General features: G+C 68.0%; 10 protein-coding genes. 5 read left to right on the forward strand and 5 right to left on the reverse strand.

What is annotated here, in order from left to right:
• Positions 1-3 precede the first annotated feature (3 nt).
• The 3 genes from MRBLST15_RS13795 to MRBLST15_RS13805 all read right to left on the reverse strand — a co-directional run bounded on the left by MRBLST15_RS13795 (position 4) and on the right by MRBLST15_RS13805 (position 2216).
• Positions 4-195 carry a YqaE/Pmp3 family membrane protein gene (locus MRBLST15_RS13795; protein WP_025879360.1) on the reverse strand — a complete coding sequence of 64 codons (192 nt, stop codon included), beginning with the start codon at positions 193-195 and terminating at the stop codon, positions 4-6.
• A 19-nt stretch (positions 196-214) separates the two neighbouring features.
• Positions 215-640: a DNA polymerase III subunit chi gene (locus tag MRBLST15_RS13800; RefSeq protein ID WP_025879359.1), complete on the reverse strand. Its 426-nt coding sequence runs from the start codon at positions 638-640 to the stop codon at positions 215-217.
• Positions 641-737: 97 nt separating this feature from the next.
• Positions 738-2216, reverse strand: a complete 1479-nt coding sequence (locus MRBLST15_RS13805) for a leucyl aminopeptidase (RefSeq protein ID WP_099820363.1) — start codon at positions 2214-2216, stop codon at positions 738-740.
• A gap of 104 nt (positions 2217-2320) precedes the next feature.
• On the opposite strand from MRBLST15_RS13805, the gene lptF reads away from it, so the two are divergent.
• Together lptF and lptG are read left to right on the forward strand one after the other, a co-directional pair.
• Complete coding sequence (gene lptF / locus MRBLST15_RS13810) at positions 2321-3403, forward strand: LPS export ABC transporter permease LptF (protein ID WP_312704357.1); 1083 nt, start codon at positions 2321-2323, stop codon at positions 3401-3403.
• Entirely contained in the window at positions 3400-4506 is a 1107-nt protein-coding gene (gene lptG, locus MRBLST15_RS13815; RefSeq protein WP_099820361.1) for an LPS export ABC transporter permease LptG, read from the forward strand. The genes lptF and lptG overlap by 4 nt, the downstream gene beginning before the upstream one ends.
• A gap of 82 nt (positions 4507-4588) precedes the next feature.
• Here lptG and MRBLST15_RS13820 read toward each other — a convergent pair whose 3' ends face one another.
• Complete coding sequence (locus tag MRBLST15_RS13820) at positions 4589-5077, reverse strand: RDD family protein (RefSeq protein WP_265955380.1); 489 nt, start codon at positions 5075-5077, stop codon at positions 4589-4591.
• Between the two features lie 56 nt (positions 5078-5133).
• Here MRBLST15_RS13820 and xerD point away from each other — a divergent pair, with 56 nt between their 5' ends.
• Positions 5134-6111, forward strand: a complete 978-nt coding sequence (xerD, locus tag MRBLST15_RS13825; protein ID WP_312704356.1) for a site-specific tyrosine recombinase XerD — start codon at positions 5134-5136, stop codon at positions 6109-6111.
• Between the two features lie 99 nt (positions 6112-6210).
• Positions 6211-7002, forward strand: a complete 792-nt coding sequence (locus MRBLST15_RS13830) for a DsbC family protein (RefSeq protein ID WP_367786291.1) — start codon at positions 6211-6213, stop codon at positions 7000-7002.
• 121 nt (positions 7003-7123) lie between these two features.
• Here the strand turns inward: MRBLST15_RS13830 and MRBLST15_RS13835 are convergent, their stop codons facing one another.
• Positions 7124-9235, reverse strand: a complete 2112-nt coding sequence (locus MRBLST15_RS13835) for a glycosyl hydrolase family 18 protein (protein WP_367786293.1) — start codon at positions 9233-9235, stop codon at positions 7124-7126.
• 834 nt (positions 9236-10069) lie between these two features.
• On the opposite strand from MRBLST15_RS13835, the gene purL reads away from it, so the two are divergent.
• Entirely contained in the window at positions 10070-13954 is a 3885-nt protein-coding gene (gene purL / locus MRBLST15_RS13840) for a phosphoribosylformylglycinamidine synthase (RefSeq protein WP_367786295.1), read from the forward strand.
• Positions 13955-14184 lie beyond the last annotated feature (230 nt).

The raw sequence follows: 14184 nt of genomic DNA on the forward strand, positions 1-14184 counted from the left end.
AGATCAGCGCGACCCGAGGGTGCGCCGGATCTTCTGGTCGGTGTGGTACTGGCTGACCGAATAGGCAGCCCAGATCGCGGCGGGCAGCCAGCCGATCAGGGTGATCTGCAGGATCAGGCAGACGATGCCGGCAAACGGCCGGCCGATGGTGAAAAAGGACAGCCAGGGAAGAATCAGGGCGATCAGCAGGCGCATCAAGGGGTCCTCGCAGGGCTTACATGTCGTGCTTGTTCAGGTCGTAACCGGCGGTCTTGTACTGGCGCCAGCGCTCGCGCAGCGGTTCGCGCGCTTCCGGATCGGCCGGCACCACTTCCAGCACGCGCTCGCACTGGCCCAGCCAGGGTTCGTCGCGCAGGTTGATCACCAGCGGCCGCACGGGGGCCTCGCCACCGGGCGGGGCGATCAGTACCAGCGCCTCTTCCTCGTCCACATCCTCACCCACGATCTGGTGCGGAATGTAGGCATCGTCGTCGAAAGACCAGAGAAGTTCGTCCAGTTCTTCGGCCTGGGCCTGGTCGCGGGCCAGCACCAGGGTGAACAACCCGGCGTCGTTGGCCTTGCGCGCCAGCTCGCAGACCAGGCGCAACGGCTCGGTCAGGAAACGGGGTTTGGCGATCAGGTAGAAGTCGGCGCGGGGCATGGCGGCATCCAGGTGAGGCAGGTGCCGATCCATGCCGGGTGATGGCTGGACCGGCGAGGCCCCGGCCGGCGGTTGCCGGCCAGGGTCAGGTACAGCGTCAGGCGCGGGCGACCTGGTCCAGCAACCACTGGCTCAGCAGGCCGACCGGACGGCCGGTGGCCATGCCACGCTTGCCTTCATCGCTGGCCACGCCGGCGATGTCCAGGTGGGCCCAGCGCTGGCCTTCGGCGAAGCGCGACAGGAAGCAGCCGGCGGTGATGGCACCGGCCCAGCGGCCGCCGATGTTGTAGACGTCGGCGAAGCTGGAATCCAGCATCGGCTGGTACTCGTCCCACAGCGGCAGGCGCCAGGCGCGGTCGAAGACCTGCTCGCCGGCGGCCAGCAGCTCGTTGGCCAGGTCATCGTGCTTGCTCATCAGGCCCGCGGTCTGGTGGCCGAGGGCGACCATGCAGGCACCGGTCAGGGTGGCCACGTCGACCAGCGCCTGCGGCTCGAAGCGCTGCGCGTAGGTCAGGGCGTCGCACAGGATCAGGCGGCCCTCGGCGTCGGTGTTGCCGACTTCGATGGTCTTGCCCGACATCGAGGTGATGACGTCGGACGGGCGGTAGGCATTGCCGTCGATGGCGTTTTCCACCGCCGGCACCACCACCACCAGGTTCAACGGCAGCTTGGCCTTGACCGCTGCGACGAAGGTGCCGATGACGTTGGCGCCACCGCACATGTCGTACTTCATCTCTTCGATGCCGCCCTGCGTCTTCAGGTTGACGCCACCGGTATCGAAGGTAATGCCCTTGCCGACCAGCACGTAGGGCTTGGCGTCGCCGCCATTGCTCCACTTCAGCACCACCAGGCGCGGGCGGTTGGCCGAGCCACGGGCCACGGCCAGCAGCGAGCCCATGCCCAGCGCTTCCATCTGGGTTTCGTCGAGGATCTCGGCTTCGGCACCGTCATGCTCGCCGGCGAATTTCACGCCCACTTCAGCCAGGTAGGCCGGGGTGCAGTAGTTCGGCGGCAGGTTGCCCAGCTCGCGGGCGAACTCGACACCGGCAGCGATGGCCTGGCCCTGCGCCAGGGCCTGCGCATCCTCACCGGCGATGGCCAGCTGGGCCAGGCCGGCATCGTCGGCCTTCTTCTTGCCCAGGGTGGCGGTGTAGCGGTAGGCCGCGTGGTCGGCGGCAATCACCGCCTGGCGGATCGCCCAGGCCGCGTCGCGGTCCTTCACCGCCACTTCGGACAGGGTGAACAGTGCGCTGCGGGCAGCGCCGGCCTTCAGCGCGCGCACGGCATCACCGACTGCCTTCAGGTACTGCGGCACCCCGAAGCGGGCGGCATCGCCGAGGCCGACCACCAGCACGCGCGGGGCGGTCACGCCCGGCAGATCGTGCAGCAGGGTAGTGGCGCCGGTCTTGCCGGACAGGTCGCCGCGCTGCGCCAGGGCGGCCAGGCGGCCACCGCTTGCAGCATCCAGTGCCTGCGCGGACGCAGTCAGGGTATGGTCGGCATAGGCACCGACGACGAGGCAGTCAACGGCGGCCGAAGCCGCAGCGAGGTGGTTCAGGGTGAATTCGAGAGCCATTGAGCAGATTCCATTGGCAAGTCCGTACAATCGCGGACCGTTTACGCCCAGACGCTAGACTGGGCGGCACCGCGAACGAACCTGAGAGTTTAAACCACCGCCCCATGTTGAAGCTCGACCGCTATCTATTGGGCGATTTCGTCCAGAGTTTCCTGGCTACCCTGATCGTCCTGCTGGTGGTCAGCGTGGGCGGCGTGCTGGTGGACATCCTCGGCAACATCGCCGACGGGCGACTGCCGGCCAAGCTGCTGTTCTCGCAGCTGGGCCTGCAGTTCATCGTCTACATGCCGCTGATCCTGCCGCTGGCACTGATGCTGGGCCTGCTGCTGGCCATCGCCCGCCTCTATCGCGACTCGGAAATGGCGGTCATCACCGCCATTGGTGTCGGCCCCAAGCGCCTGCTCAAGCCCTTGCTGCTACTGGTGCTGCCGGTGATCGCGGTGGTCGGCGCCTGTTCGTTGTGGCTGGGGCCCTGGGCCCAGCGAACCGCCGAACAGATGATCCAGGACGCCAACCGCAGCGTGCTGATGGCCGGCCTGGAGCCGGGCCGGTTCACCCCGCTGCCCAATGGTGGCGTGGTGTATGTCGCCTCGATCTCCCCCGACGGCAGCCAGCTGGGCCGGGTGTTCCTGCAGCGCCAGAAGGAAGATCGCCTTGAAGTGGTGTCCGCCGCCAGCGGCCGCATGTACTTCGAAGGCGCCCGCCAGCGCTTCCTCGAACTGGATGATGGCCACCAGCTGGAAGGGCCGGTGACCGGTGGGCTGGATTACCGTCTGGCCACCTTTGCCCGCAACGACGTGGCGCTGCCTGACGGCAGCGAAGCGCGCAAGGCTGACGATCCGGAGCTGATGCCGACCATGGCGCTGTTCGGTGACGCGCGGCCGCAGGCGCAGGCGCAGCTGCACCGTCGCCTGGCCCCGCCGCTGATCGCGCTGGCCTTCGCCCTGCTGACCGTGCCGCTGGGCCGCAGTTCGCCGCGCCAGCAGCGCTACGGCCGGATGATGCTGGCCCTGCTGGCCTACATGGTCGGCACCAACATGATGTTCATCGGCAGTGGCTGGATTGCCAACGGCCAGATTCCGCCGGCGCTTGGCCTGTGGTGGCTGACCCTCCCGCTGCTGGCACTGGCGATCTGGATGTACGCGCGTGATGGCCGCATGGCCCGCCCGAAGGGAGCCCGCGCATGATGCTGCGACCGATGCGTTTCGATCTGTACCTGGGCCGGGCGGTGCTGGGTACCGTGCTGCTGACCTGGGCGGTGCTGGTCGGCCTGGACGTGCTGATGGCCTTCTCCGGTGAGTTCAAGGACATCGGCAAGAACGGCTATTCGCTGGGCCATGCTGCAGCCTGGGTGCTGTACACCGTGCCGCGCCGCGCCTACACGATGTTCCCGACTGCGGCGGTGATCGGCGCGCTGATGGGCCTGGGCCAGCTGGCCGCGACCTCGGAGCTGACCGCGCTGCGCGCGCTGGGCCTGTCGCGCAAGCGCTTGAGCGTGTCGGTGGCGATCGCGCTGTCGCTGCTGACCGGGCTGATGGTGATCAGTGCCGAGACCCTGGGCCCCTGGGGCCAGAACCGCGCCGATTCGCTGAAGATGAGTGCCAAGTGGGGCACCGACATGGCGGTGGCGCGTTACTCCGGCCTGTGGGCGCGCGAGGGTGACACGTTCCTCAACGCACAGACCGGCGAAGAACAGCTGGTGGGCGAAAAGGGCACCCGGCTGATCCTGCGTGACGTGCGCCTCTACAGGATCAACGAGGACGGGCGGGTCGGCACGCTGACCCATGCCGCCACCGCCGAGCATGACAAGGACGGTTGGGTACTGACCGGCGTGCGCCGTGACACCTTCGGCGAGCGCTCGGCAACGCGCCAGGAAGTGGCCCGTGAGCCGTGGAATTCCAAGCTGGACGCCGGAGCCCTGGCCACCGGTATCGCCAAGCCGCGTAACCTCAGCGTGTCCGAGCTGAGCACCAGCATCGCCTACCGCGAGCGCAACGGGCTGGATGCACGCGACTACGAGGACGTGTACTGGAGCCGTTGGTTCTATCCGCTGAATGTGCTGGCGCTGTGCCTGGCAGCGGTGCCGTTCGCGTTCGGTTCGCTGCGCAGTGGCGGCATGGGCAAGCGCCTGTTCCTGGGCATCCTGTTCGCGCTGGCGTTCTGGCTGCTGCAGCTGTTCTTCGGCCGCATGGCCGGCGCGCTCAAGTTCGACTACCGCATTGCCTACGCGCTGCCGCCGATCGTGATGCTGGCGGTGTCCGGATTGCTGTTCCGGCGCAAATCGGGCTGATGCCGGTAGCGCCGGGCCATGCCCGGCGAAGGCGTGCGATATCCCGTGTGCGCCGGGCATGGCCCGGCGCTGCCAGTACAGGTCAGCGTTTCGGCATCCGCAGCACCCGCGTGGCGCTCGCGCGGTCGTGCCAGGTCAGCCGTTGACGATCCACCAGCGCCCACCAGAAGCCCAGTCCGCCCAGCAGCAACGATAGTGTGCCCACTGCGAACCGCAGCCACAGCTGGCCGCGTCGCAATGGCGTGCCATCGCGTGATTCCAGCTTCAAGCGCCACGGGCGCATGCCCAAGGTCTGCCCGCCGCGTCGCCAGCTGGCAGTGGCGTACCACCCGGTGATTGCCCAGCACACCGCCCACAGCAGCCATTGCCAGGCACTGAAAGGCGCGATGTTCTCGCGCTGCGCATGGCCACTGAACGTATAGGCCAGGGTGAACACGGTACCGGCCAGCATCCACAAGGCCAGCACCGGCAACGCGTCATAGATCATCGCCAGCAGGCGCCACAGCAGCAGCGCGCGCGGGCGGGGCGTATCAGCGGCAACGTGGGCCGCATCGGTGGCGGGGCTCGACATGTGCCGAGCATACGCAATGCTGGCCGTGCCCGCAGTTGGCCTCGTATCCTGCGTGCATGGCCGTCACTTCCACTCCCGCCGAACGTCGTCAGCTGGTCCAGCAACTGCCCGAGCTGCGCAGCGAGGACGGCCAGCGCATCCAGCGTTTTCTCGACGCGATCTGGGCCGAGCACGGGCTGGCCCGCGCCACCCTGGACAGCTACCGCCGCGACCTCGAAGGCCTGGCGCGCTGGTGCGACGGCCGTGATGGCGGTCTGGCCGGTGTTGAACGCGCCGGCCTGTTCGATTACCTGGCCTGGCGTACCCGCCACAACTGGTCGCCGCGCAGCAATGCGCGCCTGCTGTCGGCGCTGCGCGCGTTCTTCGCCGACGCCGTGCGCCGTGGCGAACGCAGTGAAGATCCCAGCGCACTGCTCGACCCGCCGAAGCTGCCACGGCTGCTGCCCAAGGCGCTGGCCGAGAGCCAGATCGATGCGCTGCTGGCGGCGCCGGATATCGACAGTCCGCTCGGCCTGCGCGACCGCGCCATGCTGGAACTGATGTATGCCGCCGGGCTGCGCGTGAGCGAACTGGTGCTGCTGCCCGCCACGGCGGTGAACCTGCGCCAGGGCGTGCTGCGGGTGACCGGCAAGGGCAGCAAGGAACGCCTGGTGCCGCTGGGCGAGGAGTCCCAGTACTGGCTGGAACGCTACCTGCAGCAGTCGCGACCGCAACTGGTGGGCAAGGGCAAGGTGCAGGCGCTGGCCGACGGGCAGACGCCCTTGTTCGTCGAACCGGCCCTGCATGGCTTGACCCGCCAGGCGTTCTGGCACCTGGTCAAGCGCTACGCGGCGGTGGCCGGCATCGACCCGGCGCGGATCAGCCCGCATGGCCTGCGGCACAGTTTCGCCACCCACCTGCTGAACCGTGGCGCCGATCTGCGCGCGCTGCAGATGCTGCTGGGCCACAGCTCGCTGTCCACCACCCAGATCTACACGCTGGTCGCACGCGAACACCTGCAGAAACTGCACGCCCGCCATCATCCACGCGGCTGAGCCCACGGCTGAACCCTGCCGGGCCTGTGCGCGGCATCGCGGACCGCTCAGGATGGCTGTGTCAGAATCCGAAGTCTTCTTTCTGCTGCGGACTGCTCCATGCTCCGATTCGCCATCGCCGCCGTGTTCGGCGCGCTCAGCCTGAGTGCCTGCGCCCAGCCCGCCCCGCCCGCCGCAAAGGCGCCCGCCGCAGCGGCAGCCAAGGCCGGTCCTGCCGCCGCGGCCAATGGCCAGGCCGAGCAGGCCGTGCGCAAGGCACTGACCGAGCTCAACCCCGGCTTCCAGGTGGATTACATCGGCGCCGCGCCCTTCCCGGGCTTCCGTGAAGTGGTGGTCTCCGGCCAGCTGCTGTACGTCTCCGACGACGGCCGTTACCTGTTCCAGTCGCAGCCCTACGACACCCGCGCCAAGAGCCCGGCCAACAGCGAAGGCCTGCTGGGCTACCGTCGCGACCTGCTGGCCAAGGCCAATCATGGTGACCGCATCGTGTTTGCCGCGCCGAACGCGAAATACACCATCAGCGTGTTCACCGATATCGAATGCGGGTACTGCCGCAAGCTGCACCAGGACATCGCCGAGCTCAACCGCAACGGCATCACCGTTGAATACCTGGCCTTCCCGCGCATGGGGCTGGGCAGCAAGGATTACACCGACATGATCTCGGTCTGGTGCGCGGCTGATCGTCGCCAGGCCCTGACCAATGCCAAGCGCGGTGGCACGGTGGCCGCGAAGAACTGCACCAACCCGGTGGCGATGCAGTACGCACTGGGCCAGCAGCTGGGCGTGAACGGTACGCCGGCCATCTTCGCGCCGGATGGCACCCAGCTCGGCGGCTACCTGCCGCCGGCGCAGCTGCGTGCTGCGTTGGAGAAGCTGTCGGCCAAGCGCTGACCGCCGCTGACCTTTTTCTGTAGAGCCGAGCCCATGCTCGGCTGCGGACACATCAGCCGAGCATGGGCTCGGCTCTACAGGCTGGAAACCGGGGATGCCAGTCGCATCCCCGGTTGTCTGCTTATTTCAAGCCATCACTGACCGCCTTGGTCAGCGTGCCCTGCGCGTCGTCGCCGCTGAACTCCCAGACGAACGCACCGCCCAGTCCCTGGGTCTTTACGTAGCCCATCTTGCGGGTGATGTTGGCCGGGGTGTCGAAGCTCCACAGCGTGCTGCCGTTGTAGATCCAGGTGGCACCGGCGGTATTGTCGGTGTAGCCCTGCCACGCCAGGTTCTTCAGCACCTTCCAGTCTTCGATGCCGGCTTCATACGTGCCGGGTGCCGCACCGGTGGCGCTCTGGTACAGGCCGTTGTTGGCGTTGCTCACGCCGGTCCAGCCACGCCCGTAGTAACCGATGCCCAGGTTGAGCTTGGCGGCGGGAACACCGCGGCTGATGAAGGCCTCGATGGCGTCGTTGCTGTTGTACAGCTTCTGGTCGCCGGTGGACGGATCACTCGGCGAATCGAACAGTGCCGACTGGTGATTGGTCTTCGCATCCCACGCGCCGTGGAAGTCGTAGGTCATCACGTTGATGTAGTCCAGGTACGGGTGGTACGCGGCCGGATCGGTGACGCGGATCTTGTCGATGCCAGCGCCGACCGCCACCGTCAGCAGCAGGCCCGGACGCACCGCATCGAGCTGGCGACGGAACTCGGCCATCAGCGCGGTGAAGTTGGCATTGTCCTCGGGCGTGCCGCAGGCGATACCGCAGGCCACCGGGTATTCCCAGTCGATGTCGATGCCGTCGAACACGCCCAGCGCCGCACCCGGGCCACCGGCACCGTCGGTCACCGGCAGGTTGCCCTTGATGTAGGCGTCGATGCACGAGGCGACGAAGGCCTGGCGGTTGGCCGGTTGCGCTGCGCTGGAGAAGCCACGCGACCAGGTCCAGCCACCCAGCGAGATCAGCACCTTCATGCCGGGGTACTTGGCCTTGAGCTGCTTGAGCTGGTTCCAGTTGCCGCGCAGCGGCTGGTCCCAGGTATCGGCGCTGCCGCTCACGCTTTCGCCGGCACCGAAGGCCTTGGTGTAGTCGGCGAAGGCATCGCCACCGGCACCACTGTTCGGGTCCGACGCCTGGGTGATGCCGACTTCGCAGCGGTTGTTGCGCACGTTGCCGAAGGCGTAGTTGATGTGGGTCAGGCGCGCGGCCGAACCGCTGCTGTCGATGTTCTTGACCCGGTAGTTGCGGCCGTAGATGCCCCACTGGGTGAAGTAGCCGATGACCCGCTTGCCGGTGGTGCCACCGTCGCCGGCCAGGGTGCTGGCGGTCACCGCCGTGCCCTGTGCGGAGGCATTGCCGGCGTTGTCGCGGGCGCGCACACGGTAGCTGTAGCTGGTGGAGGCGGTCAGCCCGCCATCGACATAGCTGGCGCTGGACGGTGAACCGACCAGGCTGCCGTTGCGGTACACGTCGTAGCCGGCCAGGCCGCTGCCACCGGTGTTGTCGGTGGACGGGCTCCAGCTCAGTGCGATGCTGTTGGCGGTGCGGGTACCCACGGCCAGGCCGCCGGGCACGCTGGGCGCGGTGGTATCGCCGCTGGCCGCGTTGACGGTGATGGTGATGGTCGCGGTGCTGGCGGTGGCATTGTTGTTGTCGGTGGCGACGGCGCGCAGGGTGTGGCTGCCGGCGCTGGCGTTGGCCCAGCTGGCGCTGTAGGGCGCGCTGGTGTCGACGCCCAGCGAACTGCCATCGCGGAAGAACTCGACTTTGCTGACGCTGCCGTCCGCATCACTGGCATTGGCGGTCACGTTGACCGTGCTGCCGGCGCTGAAGGTGGCGCCGTTGGCCGGCGAGGTCAGGCTGACCACCGGCGGCTGGTTGGCGCCGCTGCCGTCGCAGGCGCCGAGGTTGGTGTAGTAGGGCGCACCGGCCGGATGGTCCGGCGGCGCGTTCCAGATGTCCTGGTTCGCCCGGTAGAGGACGCCTCCTTTCTGCAGGGTATCGCCACTCCGGTAGATCTTGGCCTGGTCCCATTCGGCCACGCCGGCACAGCTGGCGGCCTGGGCCAGGCCGGGCAGGGCAACGGCCCCGGCGAGGGCCAGCAGCCAGGCCAGACGGCGCGGGCGACAGCGATGAAGGGAAGGGCGGGCACTGCGTACATCGGCACTCTGCACAAGCGGGTCGTACATGGTGTGTCTCCGATCGATGGTTGGCGCACGGGCCACGACGGCGCCGCACGTAACGCAGGGTCCGGACATCGCCCGGGAAGGCGACGGAGGGGGCGGACGGAGGTACCTGGTGGGCCGGGGAGAGAGTCCGGCTCCAGGTGGGGACAACGTTGTCATCAATTGCGTGGTCAATCCGTGAGCGAGCGCATGGTTCGGCGATCTGGGCGAGCGCGGCGCTGGCGCGCGGTCGGCAGCCATCGGCGGAGCCCCCTCGTGGTTGGGGTTGGTCGTTTACAGCGGATTTCTGGGGGTTGGCCGGGTGGGTGGGCTGCGCAGGGGGCGCCGTGAATACGTCCATGTAGGCTCGGGCGCGCCATCCATGGCGCTTACGCCCCTGCGCAGCCCACCCACCCGGCCACGGACAGGTTCCTGCGGCGCCAGCCACGAAAGACGAACAAGAAATCAAAATCAAACGCCGATCGCTTCGCTCTCAGGCGTTTGATTCCAGACATTCCTGTGGTTGCCGGCCAGCGGCCGGTAACCAAGGAGCATCCACGCATGGCGTGGATCTACCAACAGATCGCGGAGATCTGTCGAAGGCAGGGTGGGTCCGGTGGCGGGGGTGTCCGCGGCATGGATGCCGCGGCCAAGCCCCCAGGGACGGGTCTACGGCGTCCCCCGCCACCGGACCCGCCCCGCCATCCCACGGATTGCCCGCTATTGCTTTGGCCGTTGCCGTTGCTTCGGCTATGGCTCTGGCTCTGGCCTCTGCGGGTGCCGGGCGCCGCCCGGCCGAAGCCTCCCCCCGCTTCCGGTACAATGTCGGGCCCGTTTCCCAACTACGGTTCCCCGGACATGATGGTCCTCGAGGGCGCGCCCGCCCTGTCGCCGTTCCGCCGCGAACGTCTTGAATCCCGCCTGCAGTCCATCGCGCCCTCCCTGCGCATCAGCGGTGCCTGGCACGTCTACTTCGTGCAGGCCGAGGGCACTGCCGCCCCCGACGTCGATACCCTGTGCCGCATCCTGGAAGCCCGCCCGCAGTCCGAGGCGGTCGCTGACGGTGCGGTCAGCCGCATCGTGGTGCCGCGCCTGGGCACGCTGTCGCCGTGGTCGAGCAAGGCCAGCGAACTGGTCCGCGGTGCCGGCCAGCCGGTGAGCCGGGTCGAGCGAGGCCTGCGCATCGACGTGCAGGGATGGCCGGCCGATGCAGCCGCCCAGCAGGCGCTGGTCAAGGTGCTGCACGACCCGATGACGCAGTCGGTGCTGGAGACCGTCGATCAGGGCCAGTCCCTGTTCTCGACCCCCGCCCGTGGCGAACTGGAGCGCGTACCGGTGGACCAGCTGGAGGCCGCCAACCAGCGCCTCGGCCTGGCCATGGCGCAGGACGAGATCGACTACCTGCGCGAACGCTTCACCGCGCTGGGCCGGTCGCCGTCGGACGTGGAACTGATGATGTTCGCGCAGGCCAATTCCGAGCACTGCCGGCACAAGATCTTCAATGCCAGCTGGACCATCGACGGCCAGGAGCAGGACCGCTCGCTGTTCCGGATGATCAAGAACACCCACCAGCAGACCCCGCAGCACACGCTCAGCGCGTACAGCGACAACGCGGCGGTGATCGAAGGCCATCCGGCCTCGCGCTATCGTCCGGACCCGGCCAGCGGCGAGTACCGCCGCGAACCGCAGGTGCCCAGCGCGTTCCAGATCAAGGTGGAAACGCACAACCACCCGACCGCGATCGCGCCGTTCCCGGGTGCGTCGACCGGCGCCGGTGGTGAAATCCGCGACGAAGGTGCAACCGGTCGTGGCGGCAAGCCGAAGGCCGGCCTGAGCGGTTTCTCGGTCTCGCACCTGCGTATCCCCGAGCTGCCGCAGCCGTGGGAAGCGCCGCGCGCGCTGAACCCGCGCATGGCGCCGGCGCTGGAAATCATGACCGACGGCCCGCTCGGCGGCGCTGCGTTCAACAATGAATTTGGTCGGCCGGCCCTGCTCGGCTACTTCCGCAGCTTCGAACTGCCGGAAGGCGCCGACCTGGTGCGCGCCTACGACAAGCCGATCATGCTGGCCGGTGGCCTTGGCGCCATCGATCGCGTGCAGGTCGACAAGATCCTGCTGCAGGACGGCGATGCCGTGATCGTGCTCGGCGGCCCGGCGATGCTGATCGGCCTCGGCGGCGGTGCTGCCAGTTCGGTCGCCTCCGGTGAAAGCGCCGAGGACCTGGACTTCGCCAGCGTGCAGCGCGACAACCCGGAAATGGAGCGTCGCTGCCAGGAGGTCATCGACCGCTGCGTGGCGATGGGGACCAACAACCCGATCAAGTTCTTCCATGACGTCGGTGCCGGTGGCCTGTCCAACGCCATTCCCGAACTGCTGCACGATTCCGGCGTGGGCGGCATCATCGACCTGGGCAAGGTGCCCACCGACGATCCGTCACTGTCGCCGATGCAGCTGTGGTGCAACGAGTCGCAGGAGCGCTACGTGCTCGGTGTGGCGCAGGAGCGCTTGGCTGAATTCGCCGCGCTGTGCGCGCGCGAGCGCTGCCCGTTCGCTGCGGTCGGTGTCGCCACCGCAGCCGAACACCTGGTGGTGGCCTATGGCGCCGTGCCGGGCAACATTCCGGCCGATGCGCCGATCGACCTGCCGATGGACGTGCTGTTCGGCAAGCCGCCGAAGATGCACCGCGATACCGCGCACCCGCCGACACCGCGCTGGCCGGCGCTGAAGACCGGTGGCCTGGATCTGCAGGAAGCCGGTCTGCGCGTGCTCGCGCACCCGACCGTGGCCTCCAAGAACTTCCTGGTCACCATCGGCGACCGCAGCGTCGGCGGCCTGACCGCGCGCGAGCAGATGGTTGGCCCGTGGCAGCTGCCGGTGGCCGACGTGGCGATCACCCTGGCCGATTTCGACGGCGTGGCCGGCGAGGCGATGGCCCTGGGCGAACGCACGCCGCTGGCGCTGCTGGACGCGGCTGCCTCGGCCCGCATGGCCGTGGGCGAAGCACTGACCAACCTGTGCGCGGCCCCGGTCGATGCGCTGGATGAAATCAAGCTGTCGGCGAACTGGATGGCCGCTGCCGGCCACCCGGGTGAAGACGCGCTGCTGTACGACGCGGTGAAGGCGGTGGGCATGGAACTGTGCCCGCAGCTGGACATCAGCATCCCGGTGGGCAAGGACTCGCTGTCGATGCAGGCGCAGTGGCACGACCAGGGCGAGGCGCACAAGAGCGTGTCGCCGGTGTCGCTGGTGATCACCGCGTTCGCGCCGGTGGCCGATGCACGCCAGCAGCTGACCCCGCTGCTGGACCGCGATATCGACAGCGAGCTGTGGTTGATCGGCCTCGGTGCCGGCAAGCAGCGCCTGGGCGGTTCGATCCTGGCCCAGGTGCACGCCGACCACGGCGACCTGCCGGCCTTCGCCGGTGCCGCCCCGGACCTGGACGACCCGCAGCGCCTGCGTGGCTTCTTCGAGCTGATCCGCGATGCACGCCAGGCCGGCCTGCTGCGCGCGTACCACGACCGCAGCGACGGTGGTGCCTTCGCCGCGCTGTGCGAAATGGCCTTCACCTCGCGCCTGGGCCTGGACATCACCCTCGACGCCTGGGGCGATGATCCGTTCCGCAGCCTGTTCAATGAAGAGCTGGGCGCGGTGGTGCAGATCGCCCGCGAAGACCGCGCCGCGTTCGCCGATCTGGTCGAGCGCCACGCGCTGACCGAGTGCGCACAGCGCATCGCCAAGCCGACCACCGCGCCGGTGGTGCGGGTGTCGCTGGGTGGTGATTCGCTGGCCGAATGGCGCTGGGAAGCGTTGTTCGACGCCTGGTGGTCGGTCACCCACGCCATGCAGAAGCGCCGCGACAATCCGGCCAACGCCGATGCCGAGCGCGAGATCGCCCGCGCCTTCACCGCGCCGGGCCTGAAGCCGAAGCTGAGCTTCGACCTCAATGAGGATGTCGCCGCGCCGTTCGTGCAGACCGGGGCGCGTCCGCGTGTTGCGATCCTGCGCGAACAGGGCGTCAACGGCCAGATTGAAATGGCCAACGCCTTCGAACGTGCTGGCTTCCGGGCATTTGACGTGCACATGAGCGACCTCATCGAAGGCCGCGTGGCGCTGCAGGACTTCACCGGCCTGGTCGCCTGCGGCGGCTTCAGCTACGGCGACGTGCTCGGTGCCGGCCGTGGCTGGGCGACCTCGATCCTCGAGCGCACTGCGCTGCGCGATGCCTTCGCCGCGTTCTTCGCGCGCGAGGACAGCTTCGCCCTGGGCGTGTGCAACGGCTGCCAGATGATGAGCCAGCTGAAGGACATCATTCCCGGTGCCGAGCACTGGCCGCAGTTCCGCCGCAACGCCAGCGAGCAGTTCGAAGCCCGCACCGCGCTGCTGGAGGTGGTGGAGTCGCCGTCGATCCTGCTGCGTGGCATGGCCGGTTCGCGCCTGCCGGTGGCGGTGGCACATGGCGAAGGCCAGGCGGTGTTCGACAACGCCGTCGACCAGGCCACGGCCCGTGTCGCGTTGCGCTACATCGATGGCAACGGCAACGTCGCCAGCCAGTACCCGCTGAATCCGAACGGCTCGCCCGACGGCATCACCGGCCTGACCAGCACCGACGGCCGGGTGACCATCATGATGCCGCACCCGGAGCGCAGCCCGCGCGCGCTCAACCTGAGCTGGGCCCCGTCCGAGTGGCAGGGCGATTCACCGTGGATGCGCATGTTCCGCAACGCACGGGTGTGGTGCGGTTGATCGCACACGCGTTGCGCAGCTGACGATGCCATCGCGTATGGAAACCCGCCGGGAAACCGGCGGGTTTTTCTTTTTGAATACGGAAATTCCTGTGCTGACCATCAGTTACATACGTTTTCATATGTGAGGATTCCCTCACGTACGCCTAACAAAATACGTACATAAACAAGTGAAACAGTGAACTGCTTCACGGCAATGGCTTTTGCTGCGTCAAACTCTTGACGATTCGC

It is taken from the genome of Stenotrophomonas sp. LST15-1-1.1 (assembly GCF_040815575.1).
Taxonomy (GTDB): Bacteria; Pseudomonadota; Gammaproteobacteria; order Xanthomonadales; family Xanthomonadaceae; genus Stenotrophomonas; species Stenotrophomonas lactitubi_B.

Excerpts from the sequence above, each read along its gene's own strand:
- MRBLST15_RS13795 (WP_025879360.1), bottom strand. The coding sequence starts at position 195 with ATGCGCCTGCTGATCGCCCTGATTCTTCCCTGGCTGTCCTTTTTCACC.
- MRBLST15_RS13800 (WP_025879359.1), bottom strand. The coding sequence starts at position 640 with ATGCCCCGCGCCGACTTCTACCTGATCGCCAAACCCCGTTTCCTGACC.
- MRBLST15_RS13805 (WP_099820363.1), bottom strand. The coding sequence starts at position 2,216 with ATGGCTCTCGAATTCACCCTGAACCACCTCGCTGCGGCTTCGGCCGCC.
- lptF (WP_312704357.1), top strand. The coding sequence starts at position 2,321 with ATGTTGAAGCTCGACCGCTATCTATTGGGCGATTTCGTCCAGAGTTTC.
- lptG (WP_099820361.1), top strand. The coding sequence starts at position 3,400 with ATGATGCTGCGACCGATGCGTTTCGATCTGTACCTGGGCCGGGCGGTG.
- MRBLST15_RS13820 (WP_265955380.1), bottom strand. The coding sequence starts at position 5,077 with ATGTCGAGCCCCGCCACCGATGCGGCCCACGTTGCCGCTGATACGCCC.
- xerD (WP_312704356.1), top strand. The coding sequence starts at position 5,134 with ATGGCCGTCACTTCCACTCCCGCCGAACGTCGTCAGCTGGTCCAGCAA.
- MRBLST15_RS13830 (WP_367786291.1), top strand. The coding sequence starts at position 6,211 with ATGCTCCGATTCGCCATCGCCGCCGTGTTCGGCGCGCTCAGCCTGAGT.
- MRBLST15_RS13835 (WP_367786293.1), bottom strand. The coding sequence starts at position 9,235 with ATGTACGACCCGCTTGTGCAGAGTGCCGATGTACGCAGTGCCCGCCCT.
- purL (WP_367786295.1), top strand. The coding sequence starts at position 10,070 with ATGATGGTCCTCGAGGGCGCGCCCGCCCTGTCGCCGTTCCGCCGCGAA.